Source organism: Pseudomonas sp. Marseille-QA0892, from assembly GCF_054950135.1.
The window spans coordinates 2658353-2681442 of sequence record NZ_CM143104.1 but is presented as its reverse complement, the minus strand read 5'-3'; the positions used below and the strand labels follow the sequence as shown (position 1 = coordinate 2681442).

Here is a 23090-nt window from a genome sequence, read left to right as displayed (position 1 = left end):
CCCGCTTCGGTGATTCGGAATTCGAGCCGGCCAAGCGGGTCTGAGCAGCACGCAGGCAGCCCGGGGTTGCATTGCTGTCCATCAAGTCGGAGATCATGCATGCGAGTTTTATCTTCCCAGCCTGGCTGGTCATCGTTTTCGCCCACCTTCACGCTTTCGAAAGGGCTGGCACCGTTGGTGGTGGCCGCCTTGCTGACGGCCTGTGCCGGACGCGACGCCCCGGACGCGCCAACCGTCGAACCGACACCGGCGCCTACGCCGTCACCGATGCCCATACCCAAGGCGCCGCCGGTACAGCCATCGCCGCTGCCGCGGCCGCCGGAAGCGCAGACCCCGGTTCAACCCCGGTTTGCACCGCCGCCCCATGTTGCGGCTCGCTGGGATAATGCGCTAGGTGTTTATGTGGTGCCGGAGCGCAAGCTGTACTACCGCGAGCGGGTGTATTACCAACAGCAAGGGGACGTATGGATGTCGTCGTCACGTCCGGATGGCCCCTGGGAGCCTGTTGCACCGCCGAGCGTGCCACCGGGCTTGCGTAATCTCTGAAGCGACGAGGGCGGCAGATGCCGCCCTCGGTTTTTTACACAGTTGCAAGCGTTTTCAGCGTGCCCAGATCATTCCGATGAGGAGGTAGCAAAGCAGGCTGACGAATACGACACCAAACAGGTTGATGAGGAAGCCTGCCTTTATCATCGACTGAATCTTCATTTGGCCAGTCCCGAAGACAATCGCGTTTGGCGGCGTGGCGACCGGCATCATGAAGGCGCAACTCGCGGCAACCGCCGCCGGAATGGCAAGCAGCTCAGGCGGCAGGCCTTGTGCGACCGCTAATGCCCCCAATAGCGGAAGAAAGGCAGCGGCCGTGGCGGTATTCGAAGTCACCTCGGTCAGCAGAATGATCACAAGGGTGACCAAGCCGATCATCAGCAGCATATGGAGCGTCGCGAAGCCCTCCATGCCCTGTGCGATCCAGTCGGCCAGCCCCGAGCTACTGATGGCAGCCGCCAGCGAAAGGCCACCGCCGAATAGCAGAAGCACGCCCCACGGGACCTTGGTGGCATATTCCCAGTTCATCAGGAATTCACGTTTGCGAATGTCTACCGGCACAAGAAAGAGCGCCAGCGCCGCGATGATGGCGATGCTGGTATCGCTGATGCCTTCGATCACGTTCGCTAACAGCGGTTGAAAAATCCACGCGGCAGCTGCGAGGAAAAACACAATCCCGACACGTTTTTCCCCTGTGGTCAAAGGGCCGAGCTTGTCCTTTTCTTCCTTGAGGACCGTAGAGCTATCACCGCCTTCGAGCTTGAAACCGCCTAGGGTCAGCCACCACCAGATGAAGACCAGCATGCCCAGTGCCACGGGGAGGCCTAGCAACATCCACTGCCCAAATCCGATATGGACCTGATAGTTCTCGTCCAAGAAAGCGGCAAGCATGGCATTCGGCGGGGTGCCGATAAGTGTTGCGACGCCACCGACGCTGGCAGCGTAGGCGATACCGAGTAGAAGCGCGGTCGCGAATCGCTGCTGTTCAGCGCGGTCGCCCTCTGTAGTCAACAGGCCTATCACCGACATGCCGATGGGCAGCATCATGATTGCCGTGGCTGTGTTGCTCACCCACATGCTGAGGAAGGCGGTCGCAATCATGAACCCTGCGATCTGCCGCTTCGGCTGGCTTCCCACGGCAACGAGCGTAGCAAGTGCAATGCGTTTGTGAAGGTTCCACCGTTGCATGGCCAGCCCAAGCAGGAAACCGCCAAAAAACAGGAATATGGTGGGGTTGCCGTAAGGTGATGTAGCGCTCGACAGTTCGCTTATCCCAAGCATTGGGATAAGCGGAATGGGCAGCAGCGCGGTAGCGGGGATTGGAATCGCTTCAGTGGACCACCACGTCGCCATGAGAAGCGTGAGGCCCAGAGTGTTCCAGGCTTCCCGCGACAATTCACCTGGAGGTTCGGTCAGCAGGCAGGTCAGCAGCAGGAGCGGTCCCAGCACCAGCCCGATCCCGGCAGCTTTGCCTATGCCATCCTTACGGTTTTCGGATACTTCAGCCATCGGCTCGTCCTTTTGATCCATTGTTGTTGTCGGGGCGCGATAACAGGCGCACCACAGTTGATGGTGGGACCAAGTGAATCGATGTAGGGTTCTGCCCAGCGGCTTTCCGGATGTTTCGAGGCGGCGGAATAGAGCGGCTGCGCCGTGTCAGCCGGCATGTACGTCAGCTACGCAGAGGGATCTGGTGTGCTAGCGTGTGGCGCTTTGGTATCCGGGAAAAGGGCGCTTCCGCATCGGCTGCAAAAACTGGCGTTAGTCTCATGAAAAGGCTTTTCGCATCGAGGGCAGTCGCGGAATAGGCCTTCCGGGCGCATTGCGTTCGCCAGTTCAGCAGTGAAGATACCGGTGGGCACTGCAATGATGGCATAGCCCGTGATCATCACGAGCGAGGCGAGCGTCTGTCCAAGGGGCGTTTGCGGCACCATGTCGCCGAAGCCAACCGTCGTCATGGTCACGATTGCCCAGTAGATACTTTTGGGGATGCTCGTAAAGCCATTGGCAGGGCCTTCGATAACGTACATGAGCGTCCCATAGACGGTCACCAGGGTACTGATCCCCAGCAGGAACACCACAATCTTCTGCCGGCTGCCTCGCAACGCAACCAACAGGAAATTGGCCTGGCTGAGGTAAGGCACAAGCTTGAGCACCCGGAAGACTCTAACCATGCGTATGACGCGCACGATAAGCAGATACTGCGCGTCCGGATAGAACAGCGCCAGAAACGCAGGAAGGATTGCAAGCAGGTCGATCGCACCGAAGAAACTGAAGATGTACTCGCGACGGCGGTCACTGCTGTAAATGCGTAGCAGGTACTCAATTGCGAACAGGCCGGTGAATAGCCACTCAAGCGCGGCAAAGAGATCCCCATATGCCGCATGCGCGGCTTCGACGCTGTCCAGCATGACGATGAGCAGGCTGGTGAAGATCACCATCAACAGGCCCAGGTCGAACGCCCTGCCGGCGGGCGTGCTGGTGTGAAAGATGATCGTATTGAGTCGTGCGCGCAGGCTGTCGGCACGCGTTTCCATGTCCATGACCGTTCCGCTGTCCAAAACCGTTCAGAAAGGCAGGGCCCGCGAGGGTTCCCGTCCCTGCATCAAGCGTTTTCCAGTCGTCCACTATAGGTGAGGGTTTGCTTACAGGCGCGGCAGATGTATCGACGGCCCTGCTTGATGAGCGCATGACGGCGCGATGTAAGCGGAAACTCACGCTCCGGGCAGCCACATTCATACAGGTAAGCCGTACGCGGGCGCCTTTCGATTGCATAGGTATGGCATCGATCGGGCGGCAGCTCATACACACCCCGCATGACCAACTGCCATTCCTCGCCGTGGGGCTGAATGCGGTCACCGAACAATTGGTGTGCTATCAGGTGTGCGACTTCGTGGGCAACGGTTTGCTGCAGGAAATGGTCGCGATTGTCCTGGTAAAGCTTGGCATTGAAGCGCAGCCGATTCTCGTGCAGATGCGCGACGCCTGCTTTTTGTCCTCGCAGCTTCATGCTGACATCAGGGCGGGGGAAGGAGCGTTTGAAGAATTGTTCGGCCAGCTGGTAACAGGCCTCGACGCGTGCGTGTAGCTGCTCGGGCATGGTGCGGTTCTCATTGCGGACGTCAATTATGCATGACGTCGGCAGGGCGTGTGGACCCGGAACGACGAATGTTTGAGTGGGACGCAGGTTTTCGTCGACCGAGGCTGGGCGGATTGGCAATAACACGTAAAATGCGCAGCCTTTGAGTTCCATCGGCCGGTTGGTACAGGTCGATGGGCATCGCAGTCTTTCTACGTGGATTTCGTTATCAGCATGGGCACCCTTTCGGTCAACCAGAACAAACTGCAGAAGCGCCTTCGCCGCCAGGTCGGGGAGGCGGTCGCCGACTTCAATATGATCGAAGACGGCGACAAGGTCATGGTCTGCCTGTCTGGCGGAAAGGACAGTTACACCATGCTCGATGTGCTGCTCTACCTGCAGAAGGTAGCGCCTATCAGCTTTGAGATCGTCGCGGTCAATATGGACCAGAAACAGCCCGGTTTTCCCGAGCACGTTCTGCCGCAATATCTCGAGTCCATAGGGGTGGCCTACCACATCATCGAGAAGGACACGTACTCGGTGGTGAAGGAGAAGATTCCGGAAGGCAAGACCACCTGCTCGCTATGTTCGCGCCTGCGCCGCGGCACGCTGTACACCTATGCAGATGAAATCGGCGCGACCAAGATGGCGCTTGGTCACCATCGTGATGACATCCTTGAAACCTTCTTTTTGAATATGTTCTACGGCGGTACGCTGAAGGCCATGCCACCAAAGCTGCGATCCGACGATGGTCGCAACGTGGTGATCCGCCCGCTGGCCTACTGCAACGAGGCCGATATCGAGGCGTATTCGCGTCTACGTGAGTTTCCAATCATTCCGTGCAACCTGTGCGGCTCGCAGGAGAACCTGCAACGTCAGGTCGTGAAGGAAATGCTGCAGGAGTGGGAGCGCAAGTCGCCGGGCCGTACCGAGATCATGTTCCGCGCGCTGCAGAACGTTGTTCCGTCCCAGCTGGCAGACCGCAATCTATTCGATTTCACCAGCCTACGCATCGATGAGTCCGCGGCCCCGCGCTTTTTGGACGTCATGAGCCTGTGAAGGCCTTTGCGATAGGTTAACCGTAGCCAGCCCTCCCAGGGCCGCCGGCTGATTTTCGGTTGCCAGCCCTTTGGGCTCACACCCTGCGCCGAGCCAGGCACGGCGTAGCGTGGATTAGATCCGTAGGGCGGATTAGCCGAAGGCGTAATCCACCGTTCACCTCGAAATTACGGTGACGCGGCCCGGATGAATCCGGCTCGCTGATGTACCGGGCACTATCGACATCGTTGATTGCGCGGTTCCGGCGGAAGCCCTACGGGATTCCGCCCTACATGCTATTCGTAGGGTGGATTAGCCGTAGGCGTAATCCACCGTTCACCTCGAGATTAGGGTGACACGGCCCGGATGAATCCGGCTCGCTGATGTACCAGGCACTATCGACATCGTTGATCGCGCGGTTCCGGCGGAAGCCCTGCGGGATTCGCCCTACATGCTATTCGTAGGGTGGATTAGCCGAAGGCGTAATCCACCGTTCACTCGAAATTTGGGTGACGCGGCCCGGATGAATCCGGCTCGCTGATGTACCAGGCACTATCGGCATCGTTGATTGCGCGGTTTCGGCGGAAGCCCTACGCATAGGCTGAAGTATCCGGCAGGCAATAAAAAACCCCAGGCTTTCACCTGGGGTTTTAATTTGGCTCCGCGACCTGGACTCGAACCAGGGACCCAATGATTAACAGTCATTTGCTCTACCGACTGAGCTATCGCGGAACGACGGTGCGTATCCTACTGATTCAAAACACAAAGTCAAGCATCTGCGCAGCCGCATCCGACGGCTCCGCAGACCGCTATCACAGCACCGCTGCGATAGCGTTTGTCACGGTGTCGAGGTTGTTGCGGTTCAGGGCGGCGACGCAGATTCGGCCTGTCGAGACGGCATAGATGCCGAACTCGTTGCGCAGCTGTTCCACTTGATCAGCCGTGAGGCCCGAGTAGGAGAACATCCCGCGCTGGCGCGCTACGAAGCTGAAGTCGCGCGAGGCATTCAATGCTGCGAGCTTGTCCACCATCGCAACCCGCATCTCACGAATGCGCTCACGCATCTCGCCAAGCTCGTGCTCCCAAAGGGCGCGCAGCTCGGGGCTGTTCAGCACGGACGCGACGACGATGGCACCATGCGTTGGCGGGTTCGAGTAGTTGGTACGAATGACGCGCTTCACCTGCGAGAGGACGCGGCCGGCCTCGTCGCGCGACGCGGTCACCATAGTCAACGCACCGACACGTTCGCCGTACAGCGAAAAGGATTTGGAGAACGAGCTGGAAACAAAGAACGCCAACCCCGACTCAGCGAAGAGGTCGATAGCGGCCGAGTCCTCTTTGATACCGTCGCCGAAGCCCTGATAGGCGATGTCCAGGAAAGGGATCAGCTCGCGCTCACGGACGACTTCGAGCACAGCCTTCCAGTCGTCAAGGCTCAGGTCGACACCGGTCGGGTTATGGCAGCACGCATGCAGTACGACCACGGACCCTGGCGGCAGAGCGGCAAGATCTTCGAGCATGCCGGTACGGTTCACGCCATGGGTCTGGGCGTCATAGTAACGATAGTTACGAACCTCGTAGCCGGCGGCTTCGAACAGGGCGCGATGGTTTTCCCAGCTCGGGTCGCTGATCGCCGCGACCGCGCCGGGCTGAAGACGCTTGATGAAGTCTGCGCCGATCTTCAGAGCGCCGGTGCCGCCAATCGCCTGGGTAGTTACACAGCGACCTTCTGCAATGAGATGCGAGCTCGCGCCAAAGAGGAGGTTCTGAACGGCCTGGTCATACGCCGCGATACCTTCGATCGGCAAGTAGCCGCGCGGGGCGTGGGCCGCAATGCGTGCCTTCTCGGCTTCAGCTACGGCACGCAGCAGCGGAATTCGTCCTTCTTCGTTGTAGTACACGCCAACGCCCAGATTGACCTTGCCGGGGCGCGTATCGGCGTTGAAGGCTTCGTTAAGGCCCAGGATCGGATCGCGAGGGGCCATTTCAACGGAAGAGAACAAACTCATGGTGAGGGGGCTCGAAGAAAGAGGTGATAGTTCAGCCCCCGCGCTCCTGCGGGGGCTGTGCAGGCGGGGCGGTAGTATAGCGGGCCCTATTGACACCTGCGATATGATCAACGCGTAGGTTCTGTATGAAAACACGCCGTCGTCGGATCGCAGTGGTTTTCTACGGATGGCCATGGTGCCAGCCGGTGCCGCCCATCATCGCCGGACCGCAATCCGATGTTTTTCCGCCGCTGCGCTGCGCTCCATTGGAGCATGGCGACCGGCCCAGGCTTTTGAGGTGCAGTGAATGGCCGAGTTTCAACTCTCTACCCAATTTGAGCCCGCCGGTGACCAGCCGGAGGCAATCCGGCAGATGGTCGAGGGGCTGGAGGCCGGCCTGTCACACCAGACACTGCTTGGGGTGACCGGCTCGGGCAAGACGTTCAGCATTGCCAACGTGATCGCTCAGGTTAAGCGGCCGACGATGATCCTGGCGCCGAACAAGACGCTGGCCGCCCAGTTGTACGGTGAGTTCAAGACGTTCTTCCCGAATAACGCGGTCGAGTACTTCGTTTCCTACTACGACTATTACCAGCCGGAAGCCTACGTTCCTTCGTCGGATACCTACATCGAGAAGGATTCGTCGATCAACGACCACATCGAGCAGATGCGCCTATCCGCGACGAAGGCATTGCTGGAACGGTCCGATGCCATCATCGTCACGACGGTCTCGTGCATCTACGGTCTGGGTAGCCCTGAGACCTATCTGAAGATGGTTCTGCACGTCGACCGCGGCGACCGCATGGATCAACGCGAATTGCTACGCCGGCTGACCGAATTGCAGTACACGCGTAACGAGATGGACTTCGCGCGTGCGACGTTCCGGGTACGCGGAGACGTGATCGACGTATTCCCGGCGGAGTCCGAGCTGGAAGCCGTTCGTATCGAGCTATTCGACGACGAGGTGGAGAACATTGCCGCATTCGATCCGCTGACGGGCGAGATCATTCGCAAGCTGCCACGTTTCACGTTCTTCCCCAAGACGCACTATGCGACACCTCGCGAGACGCTACTCGAGGCCGTCGATCGCATCAAGATCGAACTCAAGGATCGCCTCGACTACCTGCGCGAGAATCACAAGCTCGTCGAGGCGCAGCGGCTGGAGCAACGTACGCGCTTCGATCTCGAGATGATGCTCGAGCTTGGATACTGCAACGGCATCGAAAACTATTCCCGCTATCTGTCGGGACGCGGCCCAGGTGAGCCGCCGCCGACGCTGTATGACTACCTGCCGGCAAATGCACTGCTGGTGATCGACGAGTCGCACGTTTCCGTGCCCCAGGTGGGGGCCATGTACAAGGGCGATCGATCGCGCAAGGAAACGCTTGTGGAATACGGCTTCCGTCTGCCGTCTGCACTGGACAACCGGCCTTTGCGGTTCGAAGAATGGGAAGCCATCAGCCCCCAGACGATCTTCGTGTCCGCCACACCCGGGCCTTACGAAGAAGAGCATGCCGGCCGCGTTATCGAGCAGGTCGTGCGGCCTACCGGCCTGGTCGATCCGGAAATCGAGATCCGCCCGGCCACCACACAGGTGGACGACCTGCTGTCCGAGATCAAGAAGCGGGTCACGAGCGACGAGCGTGTGTTGGTGACGACACTCACCAAACGCATGGCGGAAGACCTCACCGACTATCTGTCGGACCACGATGTGCGCGTTCGGTACCTCCACTCGGACATCGATACCGTCGAGCGCGTCGAAATTATCCGTGATCTGCGTATGGGCACATTCGACGTACTGGTCGGCATCAACCTGCTACGTGAGGGACTCGACATGCCCGAGGTTTCTTTGGTGGCCATCCTGGATGCTGACAAAGAGGGCTTCCTGCGTTCTGAACGATCGTTGATCCAGACCATCGGCCGAGCTGCACGAAATCTGAACGGCCGGGCGATTCTGTATGCCGATGCCATGACAGGCTCGATGAAGCGCGCTATCGACGAGACTGACCGCCGTCGTGCCAAGCAGGTGGCCTTCAACGAGGCGCACGGCATCGTGCCCAAGGGCGTCAAGCGGGACATCAACGATATCCTGGAAGGGGCGAATGTGCCCGGTGCGCGGGGTAAGCGTCGTGGGCTTGCCAAGGTTGCCGAGGACAGCGGCAAATATGAGCAGGAGCTGCGCTCGCCCAGCGAGATCAACAAACGCATCCGTCAGCTCGAAGAGAAGATGATGCAGTTCGCGCGCGATCTGGAATTCGAGGCCGCTGCAGGCTTGCGTGACGAAATCCAGAGCCTGCGTCAGCGCCTGCTTCAAGTGTGATCGCGGCGCCCCGACCGTCGATGTGGAAGGGGCGTACGATGATTTTCTGTGTTCCTTGTATGCAACCCGCTATAAGCTGGGCGCTTTGTGTTTCAAGGAGCTACTTCAATGGGGTTGGATGACGCGTTGATCTTCACCCGTGTCGTCGAGTGCCACGGGTTTACCCAGGCGGCGCAGAACCTGGGTATGCAGAAATCCACGGTCAGTCGACGCATCGCGTTGCTGGAAGAGCGCCTGGGTGTTCGTTTGCTCAACCGTACCACCCGCAAGCTACGCCTGACCGAAGTGGGCCAGGCCTATTACGAGCGCTGCCGGCAGATCATGCTGGACTTTGCCGAAGCCGAGCAGGCGGTCATGCAGCTCCAGCAGGCCCCGGCCGGTTTGTTGAAGATCACGACGCCTATCGAGTTTGGTCAGCTCTTCATGGGCCGCGTGTTGGGCGAGTTCATGCAGCAGTATCCACTCATCACTGCCGAAGTCGAATTGACCTCTCGCCATGTGGATCCGGTAGAGGAGGGCGTCGACATCGCCATCATGTTGGGCCAGCCACAGGATTCCACACTGATCGCGCGCAAGCTGTTCGAGAATGGGCGCATGCTTTGCGCCAGTCCTGCCTATCTGGAAGCGCACGGCACCCCCGGGACGCTGGCGGAACTCGCTGATCACCGGGCGATCCTGCTTCCCCAGGACTCGCCACGTATCTGGCCGCTGATGGATGAGCACGTGCCGTGCCAACGCGTTCTGTCCTGCAACAACATCACGTTTGCCCGCGAGGCGACGTTGGCGGGTGCCGGCATCGCGGGGCTGCCCTTCATGATCGGTGACGCCGCCGTTCGCAACGGAAGCCTGGTTCGTTTGCTACCCGATGCGCGCTTGCCTGTCGGCGAGGTGTATGCGGTTTATCCGTCCCGACGCTTCCAGGCCATGAAGGTCAAGACCTTCCTTGATTTCCTGATGAAGAGCCTGGCTTCGCCTTGGGCCGAATCGGTGGAGCCACAGCCAGCCCCGCTGTTAAAATCCACATTTTCCTCCGCATCTTCGACCTGAGATACCCATGACCAAAGTCCGCACCCGTATTGCGCCGTCGCCCACTGGTGATCCGCATGTCGGTACCGCCTACATTGCCCTGTTCAACCTGTGCTTCGCTCGCCAGCACGGCGGTGAGTTCGTCCTGCGCATCGAGGACACCGACCAGGTGCGGTCGACGCGCGAGTCCGAGCAGCAGATCTTCGACGCCTTGCGCTGGTTGGGTATCGAATGGAACGAAGGCCCGGACGTAGGTGGGCCGCACGGGCCCTATCGTCAGAGCGAGCGCGGGGAGATTTACCAGAAATACGCGAAGGAGCTGGTCGACAAAGGGCATGCGTTCTATTGCTTCGCAACGCCAGAAGAGCTCGACCAGATGCGTGCCGAGCAGATCGCGCGTGGCGAGACCCCCCGTTACGATGGGCGCGGTCTTGATTTGTCCACAGACGAGGTCCAGCGCCGGCTGGCAGCGGGCGAACCGCACGTTATCCGCATGAAAGTGCCGACCGAAGGCGTCTGTGTGGTGCCGGACATGCTGCGTGGTGATGTCGAGATTCCGTGGGATCGCATGGACATGCAGGTCCTGATGAAGGCCGATGGTTTGCCGACGTACTTCCTGGCGAACGTCGTAGACGATCACTTGATGGGCATCACGCACGTCCTGCGCGGCGAGGAGTGGCTGCCGTCTGCACCGAAGCTCATCAAGCTTTACGAATACTTCGGCTGGGAACAACCGCAGCTTTGCTATATGCCGCTTCTGCGCAACCCGGACAAGAGCAAGCTTTCCAAGCGCAAGAATCCTACTTCGATTACGTTTTACCAGCGCATGGGCTTCCTGCCCGAGGCAATGCTGAACTACCTCGGCCGCATGGGGTGGTCCATGCCGGACGAGCGTGAGAAGTTCACGTTGGATGAGATGGTCGAGCACTTCGACCTTTCGCGCGTGTCGCTTGGCGGCCCGATCTTTGATCTGGAGAAGCTGTCCTGGCTGAACGGCCAGTGGATCCGCGAGTTGCCTGTGGATCGTTTTGCTGCCGAAGTCCAGCGCTGGGCGCTCAATCCCGAATACCTGATGAAGATTGCGCCACTGGTACAGGGCAGGGTCGAGACCTTCTCCCAGGTTGCACCATTGGCGGGTTTCTTCTTCTCAGGAAGCGTGCAGCCCGACCCGGCACTTTTCGCCCATAAGAAGCTCGATGGCGATGGCGTACGCCTGGCGATGCAGCTGATCCTCTGGAAGCTCGAGGCACTGCGCCAATGGGAGAAGGACCGTATCACCGGCTGCATCCAGGCGGTCGGGGAGCACTTGGAGCTCAAGCTGCGCGACCTGATGCCGCTGCTGTTCGCTTCGATCACGGGGCAGGCCAGCTCCGTGTCCGTATTGGACGCCATGGAGATCCTGGGTCCGGATCTCACGCGCTTCCGTCTGCGGCAGGCGCTCGAGGCGCTCGGAGGGGTCTCGAAGAAAGAAACCAAGGAGTGGGAGAAGCGGCTCGCGTCTATTGCCTAATACAACTCCGCTGCCGAAGGGCATCGTTAAGTAATTGTTCTTCGGCCCAAATTTTTTGCGTTACCTGGAAAATACTGTTGACAGCGATGGGGTGCCTGCCTAATATGCGCCCCGTCCTTGAGACGGGGCTATAGCTCAGCTGGGAGAGCGCTTGCATGGCATGCAAGAGGTCGACGGTTCGATCCCGTCTAGCTCCACCAATTTTCCAGTGATTTCCTCACCGGGGAAATTGCAGAAGGTTTCGTCCCCTTCGTCTAGTGGCCTAGGACACCGCCCTTTCACGGCGGTAACAGGGGTTCGAGTCCCCTAGGGGACGCCATATTGCTCGCACCGGCCAGGTGCCGTCGCCAGACGTTAAATTGGGGCTATAGCTCAGCTGGGAGAGCGCTTGCATGGCATGCAAGAGGTCGACGGTTCGATCCCGTCTAGCTCCACCAAATTGCCAGCGGCTTCGTATTGTCGGAGTCGTCGAAGGTTTCGTCCCCTTCGTCTAGTGGCCTAGGACACCGCCCTTTCACGGCGGTAACAGGGGTTCGAGTCCCCTAGGGGACGCCATTTTTGTAATCCACATGTTGGGATTGAAGGGTCATCACTATTTCGATGGCCCTTTTTGTTTTCTGGGCCGAAGGTTTTCAGGCGTCCTTCTGAAGCAACCGTTCGACAGGATCCGTCACATGAAGCTGGATTACATCGCCAAGCCGTTCACGCTTGATATTCAGGTCGGCAGTGCCGATGTCGATGGCCTGGGTCACGTGAACAACGCGGTATACGTTACCTGGATGGAGCGCTGTGCCTGGGCGCATTCCGAGGCGCTGGGGATCGGCCTTGACGTCTATCAGTCGCTCGACCGAGCCATGGCCGTCCACCGGCACGAAATCGACTATCTCGTCCCTGCCCATGCGGGTGAAACCCTGGTGTTGGCCACCTGGATCGTTACGACCGACCACCGCCTACGCATGGATCGTCATTTCCAATTGGTGAGGCCGGCGGACGATGCGACCCTGCTCCGCGCGGTCACCACGTTCGTTTGCATCGAAATGTCGAGCGGGCGGCCAAAGCGCATGCCCGAGCTGTTTCTCGAGCGCTACGGACAGGCATTGATCCAGGGGTAGAGCCGTGCAGTCAAAGGACAAGCCATGCAGATAGCCCTGGCCCCCATGGAAGGCCTCGTTGACGAGATCCTGCGTGATGTACTGACGCGGGTAGGAGGCATTGATTGGTGCGTTACCGAGTTCATTCGGGTGAGCGACCGCCTGTTGACCCGCGAGCATTTCCAGAAGCTTGCCCCAGAGCTCGGCAGCGGCGCACGTACAGCCGCCGGCACGCCGATGCGAGTTCAATTGCTTGGTTCTGATCCTGCCTGTCTGGCGGACAATGCCGCATTGGCTTGTACGCTAGGAGCGCCTGTAATCGATCTGAATTTCGGCTGTCCGGCCAAGACCGTCAACAAGTCCCGGGGTGGCGCAGTATTGCTGCGTGAGCCTGAGTTGATGCATACGATCGTAGAGGCTGTCCGGCGCGGTACGCCTTCTAACATTCCGGTGACGGCCAAGATGCGCCTCGGCTATGACAGCCCCGATGGTGCATTGGACTGCGCGCGTGCGCTGGCGCAAGGTGGCGCGGCCCAAATCGTCGTGCATGCACGGACCAAGATGGACGGATACAAGCCGCCAGCCCACTGGGAGTGGATTGCGCGCGTGCAGGACGCCGTCGCGGTGCCGGTGTTTGCCAACGGTGAAATCTGGACGCTCGAAGACTGGCAGCGCTGCCGTGAAATCAGCGGGGCGCGGGACGTCATGTTGGGGCGCGGCTTGGTATCCCGCCCGGATCTGGCTCGACAGATCGCCGCTGAAAAGCAAGGGGTCCCAGTCGAGCCAATGACTTGGGCCGCACTCACGCCGCTGCTGCAGGACTTCTGGGTGCAGGCGCGCCGCAAACTGGCGCCGCGTTATGCACCGGGGCGGTTGAAGCAGTGGTTGGGCATGTTGACGCGAACCTATCCGGAGGCGGTTGCGCTGTTTGCAGCCATCCGCCGGGAGAGCGACTGCGAGGTCATCGACAGGCTGCTCGGCGTGGCAATCGTTAACGATGCACCAATCGCTGATTTCGAAAAGCGCGCCTGAGGCGCAAGGCCTCTGTGATCCCACCGCCATAGCGCGGTAAGCCTATCGCTGGCCTGCTCCTCGCCACGCAGTGACGTTCGTCGCCGTCCCCAGAAAATTTTGCTCCCGGGGTGTTGAAAACGGTTTGCCTGTACCTATCTAGGTGAGTACGGGGATGCCGAAGTCGGGTCCCTGTTTGAAAAACTTGCTGATCACTCAGGAGATATTCATGAGCAACGTACTGTCCCTTGCCCCTCTGTTCCGCCAGTCCATTGGCTTCGATCGGTTCAACGATCTGTTTGAGTCGGCCCTGCGTAACGAGAATGGCACCTCCTATCCTCCCTACAACGTCGAGAAGCACGGTGACGACCAGTACCGCATCGTGGTGGCGGCGGCCGGTTTCCAGGAAGAAGACCTCGAGCTGCAAGTCGAGCGCGGTGTACTGACGGTCAACGGCGGTAAACGCGATCGAGGTGAGGAAAGCGTCACCTATCTGCACCAGGGCATCGCACAGCGGGCGTTCAAGTTGTCGTTCCGCCTGGCAGATCACATCGAGGTTCGCGGCGCCGAACTGAAGAACGGCCTGTTGAATATCGAACTGGTTCGGATGGTGCCCGAAGAGGCCAAACCTAAGCGCATCCCGATTGGTGCACAGCGTCCGGCGCTGGAGAACTGATCGAGCGGATGAGCGTATTTGAATCGCTCGCTCTGCGCTAACCGATGCCCGCCCTTGGCGGGCATCGTCGTTCATGATGTCAGGACTGCCTGACCTGCTCGTCGTCAAGCAGCGACATGAAGGCCCTCGCTGCATTGGACAATGTGCGGTCGGTATGCACGATATAGCCCAGTTCGCGATCGATGCGGATTCCGTTGAGGCTCAGACCAACCACCTGTCCATCCAGCATGGTCCGGGGCAGCACGCTCCAGGCCAGGCCGATGGAAACCATCATCTTGATGGTTTCAAGATAGTTCGTGCTCATGGCCACGTTGGGGGTCAGTCCGCGTGACGCGAAGAGTTGCCTGACGATGTGATGCGTGAAGGTGTTTTCGCCTGGAAAGACGGCAGGGTGCGCACTGATATCGTCCAACGTGACATGCGGCAACTGAGCCAGCGGATGCTCCGGTGCAACCACGAAATCCAGAGGATCATCCCACACACGAGTGGCTGCGATCGGCGCATTCGTCTGCGGCGCGAGTGTAATGACGGCCAGTTCCACGCGGCCGTGAAGGACCTCCTCATACGCCACCTCTGAATCCAGGAACTGGATATCCAAGGCTACCTGCGGGAATGCGCGCGTAAATGCGCGAAGCAGGGGCGGTAGGCGATGCAGCCCTATGTGGTGGCTGGTCGCAAGGCTCAGCCGGCCGCTGACCTGGCCACTCAGGTTGGCCAATGCCCGTCGCGTGTCATCCAGTTCATGTCGGATTCGATACGCCCGGGGAAGCAAGGCCTGGCCGGCCTCCGTCAGTGTGACCTCTCGCCCTATGCGATCGAAGAGGCGCGTATCGAGTTGCTGCTCGAGCGCTGCGATGCGCTTACTCACGGCTGGCTGCGTCACATAGAGGCGTTCGGCAGCAAGCGAGAAGCTACGCGCTTCTGCCACGGCAATGAAGGCATTCAGATTAGCGAGATCCATGGTCGATCCTGATTTGCTATTCCTGTATGGAATCCAGCCCATGATAAAGATGAATTGGAGTTATTCGAAGCCTCGGCCTAGCATTGACCCTATAAGTGGAAGGGCTAAGCCCGCCCCATAGAAAGGCTGATGAGGATCGCCCTGATGGCTGGAAAGACGCTTTACGACAAGCTGTGGGACATGCATGAGGTGAAGCGCCGCGACGACGGCTCTTCGCTCATTTACATCGATCGCCACATTCTTCACGAAGTCACATCGCCGCAAGCCTTTGAAGGCCTACGTCTTGCGGGGCGCAAGCCATGGCGTGTCGACGCCAACATCGCCACACCAGATCACAACGTTCCGACGACGCGTGATGAGCGCCGGGGTGGTATCGACGCGATCGCAGACGAAGTGTCCCGGATTCAGGTGAGAACCCTGGACGAGAACTGCGATGAGTTCGGCATCCTCGAATTCAAGATGAATGACGTGCGCCAGGGAATCGTCCATGTCATTGGCCCTGAGCAGGGCGCCACGCTGCCTGGCATGACTGTCGTCTGTGGCGACTCGCACACGTCTACCCACGGAGCGTTCGGTGCGCTGGCTCATGGTATCGGTACATCTGAAGTCGAGCACGTACTGGCCACGCAGTGCCTTGTCGCGAAGAAAATGAAGAACATGCAGGTGCGCGTCGAAGGGACGCTGCCGTTCGGTGTGACGGCCAAGGACATCGTGCTCGCGGTTATTGGCAAGATCGGTACTGCCGGAGGCAACGGGCACGCGTTGGAGTTTGCTGGCAGCGCCATTCGGGACTTGTCGATGGAAGGGCGGATGACCATCTGCAACATGTCGATCGAGGCAGGCGCCCGAGTGGGCATGGTCGCGGTCGACGACAAGACGATTGCCTATGTCGAAGGGCTGCCGTTCGCGCCGAAGGGGGCGGACTGGGACGCGGCTGTCGCCCTCTGGAAGGATCTCGTCTCGGACGAGGACGCGCACTTCGATACCGTTGTGGAAATGCGCGCAGAGGACATCAAGCCGCAGGTCAGTTGGGGCACTTCGCCGGAAATGGTGCTGGCGGTCGATCAGCGCGTACCGGACCCCGAGCAGGAGGCGGATCCGACTCGCCGCGACTCCATCAAGCGCGCGTTGAAATACATGGGGTTGTCTGCCAATCAGCCGATTACCGATATCAAGCTGGATCGAGTCTTCATCGGTTCCTGTACCAACTCACGTATAGAAGACCTCCGGGCGGCCGCCGAAGTGGCGAAGGGCCGGAAGGTTGCCGCGAATGTCATTCAGGCCATGGTCGTCCCGGGTTCCGGTCTGGTAAAGCAGCAGGCCGAGGCCGAGGGTCTCGACAGGATCTTCGTCGAAGCGGGCTTCGAGTGGCGGGAGCCTGGCTGCTCGATGTGCCTGGCCATGAATCCGGACAAGCTTGGCAGTGGCGAACATTGCGCCTCGACCTCGAACCGTAACTTCGAAGGTCGGCAAGGTGCAGGTGGGCGTACTCACTTGGTTAGCCCTGCAATGGCCGCCGCGGCTGCGGTGACCGGCCATTTCATTGACGTTCGTGAACTGGTCCAGGCCTGAGGAGTACCCGATGAAAGCGTTTACCCAGCATACCGGTCTCGTCTGCCCGCTCGATCGTGCGAACGTGGACACCGACCAGATCATCCCCAAACAGTTTCTCAAGTCAATCAAGCGAACCGGCTTCGGTCCCAACCTGTTCGATGAGTGGCGTTATCTGGACGTCGGGCAACCGAACCAGGACAACTCGAAACGACCCATCAATCACGAGTTCGTTCTCAATTTCCCGCGGTACCAAGGGGCGAGTGTGTTGCTCGCTCGGGAAAATTTCGGGTGCGGATCCTCGCGCGAACATGCGCCCTGGGCGCTCGACGAGTATGGGTTCCGCACGGTCATCGCGCCCAGCTTTGCCGACATATTCTTCAACAACAGCTTCAAGAACGGATTATTGCCGATCGTCCTGAAGGACGAAGAAGTTGATGAATTGTTCGAGCAATGCGAGATGACCGAAGGATACGCGTTGACGGTCGATCTCGCCGCCCAGACTGTCACGCGTCCAGACGGGAAAACCTATGCGTTCGAGGTGGATGCGTTCCGTAAGCATTGCTTGCTCAACGGCCTGGACGACATTGGCCTGACGCTTCAGGACGCCGAGGCTATCAAAGCGTTCGAGGGCTCGCACAAGGCCGCGCAGCCCTGGCTGTTCGGTGCGATCAAGGCCGTGTAAAAAAATGCGTTACAGCGATCGGTTGGCCAGGAAGTGCGGGACTATTTCGAGATAAAGAGCGATGGATCGTTTAGCACGGATGTGCTGGTGATCATTGCTGAAAGATAGCGAGGCGCCCGAGACGATCGGCGCCAGGTAGGGGAACGAGATGAGCAAGCAGATTCTGGTACTTCCGGGCGATGGTATTGGCCCGGAAATCATGGCCGAAGCAGTCAAGGTACTGAGCGTTGCCAACGAAAAATACGCGTTGGGTTTCGCGCTGGTCGAGGATGTCATTGGTGGCGCTGCGGTCGATAAGCACGGCGTGCCCCTGGCTGACGAAACGCTGGAGCGCGCGCGCCATGCTGATGCGGTTTTGCTCGGCGCCGTCGGTGGTCCCAAGTGGGACAAGATCGAGCGGGATATCCGGCCCGAGCGTGGCCTGCTCAAAATTCGCTCCCAGCTCGGCCTGTTTGGAAACCTGCGCCCTGCGATCCTGTATCCTCAGCTCGCAAACGCATCCACGCTCAAGCCTGAAGTAGTCTCGGGCTTGGATATCCTTATCGTTCGCGAGCTGACGGGCGGCATCTATTTCGGCCAGCCCCGCGGTGTCGAGACGCTCTCCAACGGCGAACGCAAGGCGTTCGACACGCTGCCCTACAGCGAGAGCGAAATTCGCCGGATTGCGAAGGTTGGTTTCGACATGGCCCGCCTGCGCAATAGGAAGCTGTGTTCGGTGGACAAGGCAAACGTGCTGGCCTCGAGTCAGCTCTGGCGTGAGGTTGTCGAATCGGTCGCCGTCGATTATCCCGATGTCGAGCTTTCGCACATGTATGTTGACAATGCAGCGATGCAACTGGTGCGCGCGCCAAAGCAGTTCGATGTGATCGTGACAGACAACATGTTTGGCGACATCCTGTCGGATCAGGCCTCCATGCTCACCGGATCCATCGGTATGCTGCCTTCGGCATCGCTGGATCTGGACGGCAAAGGCATGTACGAACCCTGCCACGGGTCCGCACCGGATATCGCCGGGCAGGGGATTGCAAATCCGCTTGCGACCATCCTCTCGGTGTCGATGATGCTCCGCTACACCTTCGCGGAGACTGTAGCGGCGGACGCGATCGAACGGGCAGTCAGCGATGTGCTCGATCAAGGCCTGCGCACCGGTGACATCTGGTCGGAAGGTTGTAACAAAGTCGGCACGCAGGCGATGGGCGATGCAGTAGTCGCAGCCCTGCGGAATCTGTAATCTGTTCGGCCCGCCACTCGCCGTGGTGGGCTCATTTATTTTCAGGGTAGTCGCAAGATGAAACGTGTAGGTCTGATCGGTTGGCGCGGCATGGTGGGTTCCGTGCTCATGCAGCGGATGCTGGAAGAGCGCGATTTCGACCTGATCGAGCCGGTGTTCTTTACCACGTCCAATGTAGGAGGGCAGGCGCCTTCCATTGGTAAAGACACTTCGCCTCTCAAGGATGCATACAGTATCGACGAGCTCAAGACGCTCGACGTTATTCTGACCTGCCAGGGCGGCGACTACACCAGTGAAGTCTTCCCCAAGCTCCGCGAAGCGGGCTGGCAGGGTTACTGGATCGACGCTGCGTCGAGCCTCCGCATGCAGGACGATGCCGTCATCGTATTGGATCCGGTTAACCGCCGTGTCATCGATCAACAGCTTGAGGCCGGTACCCGCAATTTCATCGGCGGCAACTGCACCGTTAGTCTCATGCTCATGGCGCTCGGTGGCCTGTTCGAGGCCGGTCTGGTCGAATGGATGAGTGCCATGACCTACCAGGCAGCATCCGGTGCCGGTGCACAGAACATGCGCGAACTGATCCGTCAGATGGGCGTGCTTCACGACACCGTGGCGGACGACTTGGCAGACCCTGCGAGCGCGATCCTGGATATCGATCGCAAGGTCGCCGATATCCAGCGCGCCGAAGCGTTCCCGGTCGAAAACTTCACTGTTCCGCTGGCAGGTAGCCTGATCCCATGGATCGACAAGGAACTACCGAACGGCCAGAGCCGCGAAGAGTGGAAGGCGCAAGCCGAGACCAACAAGATTCTCGGTCGCTTCAACCGACCGATTCCGGTAGATGGAATTTGTGTTCGTGTCGGCGCGATGCGCTGCCACAGCCAGGCGCTGACCATCAAGCTGAACAAGGATGTCCCAATGGCTGACATTGAAGGCATGATCAGTCAACACAATCCCTGGGTTAAGCTGGTGCCGAACCATCGCGAAGCGAGCATGCGCGAGCTTTCTCCAACGGCGGTAACCGGAACATTGAGCGTACCTGTCGGCCGTCTGCGAAAGCTCAACATGGGCTCTCAGTTCCTCGGTGCGTTCACTGTAGGCGATCAGCTGCTATGGGGCGCCGCGGAGCCGCTGCGCCGCATGCTGCGTATCTTGCTTGAGCGCTGATATCAAACGTTCACACAAACGCCGGCAATAGCCGGCGTTTGTGTTTTTGCAATTAATCAAAATGTCCTTATAAGCGCGTTCAAGTTATCGACCTAACATTAGAAGATATGCAGCACAAGTTCGAGTGCCGTTATTCGTCACATTTGGACGCGTATACAGCTGCAATCCGACAATGTCTGGCAAGCTCTTCAAGCCGCGTACTTTCTGCCTGTCGGTAAATTTGTGGCATAGGTCCGATAAGTAACATCAGGCATGGCCATTGGCCTGCGTCTAGACTCTGAGCAGTTGCTTAAAGGCCAGCCGTCAAAGATACTTGCGCCAACTTCAAAGAATTACTATTAGCTGCCGATACCAACTTGGCTGTCATCCAACGGAGCGTTTCGAGGCGGATGCCACAGGCAAATCGAACGTCCTAATGACAGACGAGAAGAGAAAACACTAGGGAATACGCTATGGTTCAGGTTCGCAAATTGGTCTTGGCAATCGCAGCGGCCTCGTCGCTTGGCGCCGGTACCGCCCATGCGCTTGGGTTAGGGGAAGTGACGTTGCAGTCGTCGCTCAACCAGCCGCTGGTCGCCGAGATCGAGCTGCTGGACACCCGCGGGCTGGAGAATAACGAGCTCAAGCCAAGCCTGGCCTCACCCGAGGCATTCAATCAGGCTGGTGTCGACCGACAGTACTTCCTGACTGACTTGCGTTTCACGCCGGTCGTCAGGCCGAACGGTAAGAGTGTCATTCGTGTAACGTCGACGAAGCCGGTCCGCGAGCCTTACCTGAATTTCCTGGTCGAAGTCGTATGGCCTAACGGCCGCTTGATGCGCGAATTCACGCTCCTACTCGACCCGCCGCTCTATTCTCCGCAGGCGACCGCCGTTGCGCCTCAGCTGCCCATTGCGGCAGCTCGCCAGCCGGCTCCTGCCCCTCGCCCAACAGCGCCTGCCCCAGCACCTCAACCCCAGCCCCAGCCCCAGGCACCGGTTGCTGCGCCCCGTGCGGCTGCCCCTGCAGCGACTGCACCTGGCGACTATCGAGTCGGCTCGCGTGACACGCTCTGGCAGATCGCCGAGCAGCACAGTGCAGGTGGCTCGGTTCACCAGGCGATGTTGGCGATCCAGGATTTGAATCCGGATGCGTTCATTGACGGCAACATCAACCGTATGAAGAGCGGTCAGGTGTTGCGGTTACCGAACGAGCAACAGATTCGTGCTCGCTCTCAGAGCCAGGCCTTGGCTGAGGTTGCGTCTCAGAACGCCGCATGGCGTCAGGGTGCAAGCGTCGCCGGTTCCGGCGAGCGTCAGATCGACGCCCGTCGTCGCGATACCGCAGCACCCGTTGGCACCCAGCGTGACACCGAAGACAACCTCCGTTTGCTTTCGGGTTCAACGGGGCAGGCGACTGAGGGCGCGGAGGATGCAAGCGGTCGCGAGAAAGCGCTCGCCGACAAGCTGGCCGTGACTGAAGAGAGCCTCGACACGACCCGCCGCGAGAATGAAGAGCTTAATAGCCGTCTTACCGATCTGCAGAGCCAGGTCGACAAGCTCCAGCGTTTGATGCAGCTCAAGGATGATCAGCTCGCCAAGCTTCAGGCGACGCTTGCCGCTTCTGGTCAGGCTGTTGATGATCCAAATAGATCGCCCGATGCCACCGGAGCCGCAGGCGAAGCGGAGTCCCCGGATGGCCAGGCAGGAGCCACACCGGATGTTGCTCCACCGGCCATGAGCGCGCCGGATGCCGCTGCTCCTGCCGACCAGGCACCGAACGATGCGGCACCGACACCCTCCGAGCAGGATCAGGATATCGGTGGAATTGAGGCCAATCCATCGCCCGAGACGGCCGCGCCGGTTGCACAAGACGAACAAGTACCTGCAGAAGCCCCGGCTGCCGCTGACGACATGGATGAAGCATCCGAAGGCATGCTTGAAGGCCTGTTGAGCGATAGCACCTTGATGGGCCTCATTGGCGGCGGCGCGCTTTTGATCCTGCTCGCTGCACTGCTCATTGCGCGCCGCAAGCGTGAGGCGCAGAGCCGAGAAGAGCCTGCCTTCGACGCCGGCAGTGAATCGGAGCTGCCTCCAGGAAGTTTCGAAGGGTTGATCCCGGCAGAGGAAGCGGTTTCCGCACCGCGCGAAGTAGGGAACGGCCCAGCCGAGGGCACTGACGTACTGGGCGAAGCTGACATCTACATTGCTTACGGCCGTTTCAATCAGGCAGCGGAGCTGCTTCTTAATGCGATCGATCAGGAGCCGCACCGCGCCGACCTGCGATTGAAATTGATGGAAGTCTACGCAGAGCTTGGCGATCGTGACGGGTTTGCACGTCAGGAGGCCGAGCTTCGCGAAATTGGCGGTGCGGGTGAGGGCATCGAGCAGCTCAAACAGCGCTATCCGAGCCTCGCAGTGGCAGCGCTCGGTGGCGCGGCCGCTACAGGCGCGGCGGCTTATGCCGCCAACGCGTATTCCGAGCAATCCGACAACGTTGCAGATGAACAGGTCGACGACGGTATCGACTCGCTCGACCTCAACGAAGACGAACTGGATTTCGACTTCTCGGACCTCGAAGCAGAACTCGCAGCCGAAGTTCCGCCGAGCCGTGCACCAGAGCAGGACGTCTCGCTCGACGACTTTACGTTTGATGACGAGCCAGCAGCTCCCGTTACCGAAACAGTTACTGAACCTGTGTTTTCATTGGAAGACGACCTGTCGGACTTCAGTCTCGACCTGGATGCCGACACTTCCAAGCCTCGCGACACCGTAGCTGCGGATGATGAATTCCTGCTGGACGATGCTTTGTTCGACGAGCCGGCCGAGACCTCGGCGGGTGCGCCGCCTGCCGCGCAGCCGGATGAACCGCTGTCCTCCGACTTCGATCTGTCGTTGTCGGATGACGAGCCCTTCGAGCCGCGTACCGACGCTGACTTTGCCGCTGAGTTGGATCGCGTGACGGCGGAGCTGGGTGACTTGAACGAAGACCTCGACGCGCCTGCTGCGGCAGAGCCGGCATCGGTGGATGCAGATGATTCGATTCTTGATGACGAGTTTGACTTCCTAGCCGGTACGGATGAAGCGACCACGAAGCTGGATTTGGCGCGTGCCTATATAGAAATGGGTGACAACGAAGGCGCACAGGATATCCTTGATGAAGTCCTTGCTGAAGGGAACGATGCCCAACAGCAAGAAGCACAGGATCTCTTGAAAAAGCTGGTTTGAA

Annotated in this window: 18 protein-coding genes, 5 tRNA genes and 1 pseudogene; 18 read left to right on the top strand and 6 right to left on the bottom strand. The window is 59.5% G+C overall.

The window, feature by feature from the left end:
• The first annotated feature begins 99 nt into the window (after positions 1-99).
• Positions 100-546: a hypothetical protein gene (locus ACY8D3_RS12455; RefSeq protein ID WP_462379090.1), complete on the top strand. Its 447-nt coding sequence runs from the start codon at positions 100-102 to the stop codon at positions 544-546.
• A gap of 54 nt (positions 547-600) precedes the next feature.
• Here the strand turns inward: ACY8D3_RS12455 and ACY8D3_RS12450 are convergent, their stop codons facing one another.
• The 3 genes from ACY8D3_RS12450 to ACY8D3_RS12440 form a co-directional block, all read right to left on the bottom strand.
• The gene (locus ACY8D3_RS12450; RefSeq protein WP_462379089.1) at positions 601-2055 is read right to left on the bottom strand and encodes an SLC13 family permease; all 1455 of its coding nucleotides are present in this window, start codon (positions 2053-2055) and stop codon (positions 601-603) included.
• A gap of 167 nt (positions 2056-2222) precedes the next feature.
• Entirely contained in the window at positions 2223-3083 is an 861-nt protein-coding gene (locus ACY8D3_RS12445; protein WP_462384361.1) for an ion transporter, read from the bottom strand.
• A 68-nt stretch (positions 3084-3151) separates the two neighbouring features.
• Positions 3152-3646 (bottom strand): SprT family zinc-dependent metalloprotease, encoded by a 495-nt coding sequence (locus tag ACY8D3_RS12440; protein WP_462379088.1) that lies wholly within the window; start codon positions 3644-3646, stop codon positions 3152-3154.
• 213 nt (positions 3647-3859) lie between these two features.
• On the opposite strand from ACY8D3_RS12440, the gene ttcA reads away from it, so the two are divergent.
• Positions 3860-4684 (top strand): tRNA 2-thiocytidine(32) synthetase TtcA, encoded by an 825-nt coding sequence (ttcA, locus tag ACY8D3_RS12435; RefSeq protein ID WP_462384359.1) that lies wholly within the window; start codon positions 3860-3862, stop codon positions 4682-4684.
• Positions 4685-5319: 635 nt separating this feature from the next.
• On the opposite strand, the gene ACY8D3_RS12430 is transcribed toward ttcA, so the two are convergent.
• Together ACY8D3_RS12430 and ACY8D3_RS12425 are read right to left on the bottom strand one after the other, a co-directional pair.
• A tRNA-Asn gene (locus ACY8D3_RS12430) sits at positions 5320-5395 on the bottom strand.
• Positions 5396-5475: 80 nt separating this feature from the next.
• Positions 5476-6672 (bottom strand): amino acid aminotransferase, encoded by a 1197-nt coding sequence (locus ACY8D3_RS12425; protein WP_462379087.1) that lies wholly within the window; start codon positions 6670-6672, stop codon positions 5476-5478.
• 286 nt (positions 6673-6958) lie between these two features.
• Between ACY8D3_RS12425 and uvrB the strand changes: the two genes are divergently transcribed.
• The 10 genes from uvrB (at position 6959) to ACY8D3_RS12375 (ending at position 14285) form a co-directional block, all read left to right on the top strand.
• Positions 6959-8971, top strand: coding sequence for an excinuclease ABC subunit UvrB (uvrB, locus tag ACY8D3_RS12420; RefSeq protein ID WP_462379086.1), 2013 nt, complete (start codon positions 6959-6961; stop codon positions 8969-8971).
• Between the two features lie 108 nt (positions 8972-9079).
• A complete protein-coding gene (locus tag ACY8D3_RS12415) occupies positions 9080-10018 on the top strand; it encodes a LysR family transcriptional regulator (protein ID WP_462379085.1) in 939 nt (312 codons plus the stop codon).
• Positions 10019-10025: 7 nt separating this feature from the next.
• Positions 10026-11507, top strand: a complete 1482-nt coding sequence (gene gltX, locus ACY8D3_RS12410; protein ID WP_462379084.1) for a glutamate--tRNA ligase — start codon at positions 10026-10028, stop codon at positions 11505-11507.
• Positions 11508-11631: 124 nt separating this feature from the next.
• A tRNA-Ala gene (locus ACY8D3_RS12405) sits at positions 11632-11707 on the top strand.
• A gap of 43 nt (positions 11708-11750) precedes the next feature.
• A tRNA-Glu gene (locus ACY8D3_RS12400) sits at positions 11751-11826 on the top strand.
• Positions 11827-11868: 42 nt separating this feature from the next.
• Positions 11869-11944 (top strand) — tRNA-Ala (locus ACY8D3_RS12395).
• A gap of 42 nt (positions 11945-11986) precedes the next feature.
• Positions 11987-12062, top strand: a tRNA-Glu gene (locus tag ACY8D3_RS12390).
• Between the two features lie 119 nt (positions 12063-12181).
• Positions 12182-12619, top strand: a complete 438-nt coding sequence (locus ACY8D3_RS12385; protein WP_462379083.1) for an acyl-CoA thioesterase — start codon at positions 12182-12184, stop codon at positions 12617-12619.
• A gap of 24 nt (positions 12620-12643) precedes the next feature.
• The gene (locus ACY8D3_RS12380) at positions 12644-13630 is read left to right on the top strand and encodes a tRNA dihydrouridine synthase (RefSeq protein WP_462379082.1); all 987 of its coding nucleotides are present in this window, start codon (positions 12644-12646) and stop codon (positions 13628-13630) included.
• Between the two features lie 208 nt (positions 13631-13838).
• Positions 13839-14285 carry an Hsp20 family protein gene (locus tag ACY8D3_RS12375; protein ID WP_462379081.1) on the top strand — a complete coding sequence of 149 codons (447 nt, stop codon included), beginning with the start codon at positions 13839-13841 and terminating at the stop codon, positions 14283-14285.
• 79 nt (positions 14286-14364) lie between these two features.
• On the opposite strand, the gene ACY8D3_RS12370 is transcribed toward ACY8D3_RS12375, so the two are convergent.
• Positions 14365-15246, bottom strand: coding sequence for a LysR family transcriptional regulator (locus tag ACY8D3_RS12370; RefSeq protein WP_462379080.1), 882 nt, complete (start codon positions 15244-15246; stop codon positions 14365-14367).
• 144 nt (positions 15247-15390) lie between these two features.
• On the opposite strand from ACY8D3_RS12370, the gene leuC reads away from it, so the two are divergent.
• The 6 genes and pseudogenes from leuC (at position 15391) to ACY8D3_RS12340 (ending at position 23089) form a co-directional block, all read left to right on the top strand.
• Complete coding sequence (gene leuC, locus ACY8D3_RS12365) at positions 15391-16818, top strand: 3-isopropylmalate dehydratase large subunit (RefSeq protein WP_462384358.1); 1428 nt, start codon at positions 15391-15393, stop codon at positions 16816-16818.
• A 10-nt stretch (positions 16819-16828) separates the two neighbouring features.
• The gene (gene leuD, locus ACY8D3_RS12360) at positions 16829-17482 is read left to right on the top strand and encodes a 3-isopropylmalate dehydratase small subunit (RefSeq protein ID WP_462379079.1); all 654 of its coding nucleotides are present in this window, start codon (positions 16829-16831) and stop codon (positions 17480-17482) included.
• Positions 17483-17491: 9 nt separating this feature from the next.
• A pseudogene (locus tag ACY8D3_RS12355) lies at positions 17492-17590 on the top strand (SAM-dependent methyltransferase); the annotation flags it as partial.
• A gap of 40 nt (positions 17591-17630) precedes the next feature.
• On the top strand, positions 17631-18713 hold the full coding sequence (gene leuB, locus ACY8D3_RS12350; protein WP_462379078.1) for a 3-isopropylmalate dehydrogenase: 1083 nt from the start codon (positions 17631-17633) through the stop codon (positions 18711-18713).
• 57 nt (positions 18714-18770) lie between these two features.
• Positions 18771-19883 carry an aspartate-semialdehyde dehydrogenase gene (gene asd / locus ACY8D3_RS12345; protein WP_462379077.1) on the top strand — a complete coding sequence of 371 codons (1113 nt, stop codon included), beginning with the start codon at positions 18771-18773 and terminating at the stop codon, positions 19881-19883.
• Positions 19884-20335: 452 nt separating this feature from the next.
• On the top strand, positions 20336-23089 hold the full coding sequence (locus ACY8D3_RS12340; protein ID WP_462379076.1) for a FimV/HubP family polar landmark protein: 2754 nt from the start codon (positions 20336-20338) through the stop codon (positions 23087-23089).
• Position 23090: the final 1 nt, after the last annotated feature.